Here is a 225-nt window from a genome sequence, read left to right on the forward strand (position 1 = left end):
TGGAGCGCGGGACCTGAACTTGTAGTAGTCAAGCGATGGGGTGACGCAGGAGGGTAGCTCCGCCAGTGAGTGGTAGTACTGGTGTAAGCGTGTAGGCCGACGTGTAGGCAAATCCGCACGTCATGAAGGCTGAGACGTGATGCATAGCCGATTGAGGCGAAGTAGAGTGATCCCATGCTGCCGAGAAAAGCCTCTAGTGAGTGTTCATGCGGCCCGTACCCCAAA

Annotated in this window: 1 rRNA gene; it reads left to right on the forward strand. The window is 56.4% G+C overall.

The annotated features are described in order from the left end of the window. Positions 1-225, forward strand: a 23S ribosomal RNA gene (locus ADK67_RS16635); the annotation flags it as partial.

This window comes from Saccharothrix sp. NRRL B-16348 (assembly GCF_001280085.1).
GTDB lineage: Bacteria > Actinomycetota > Actinomycetes > Mycobacteriales > Pseudonocardiaceae > Actinosynnema.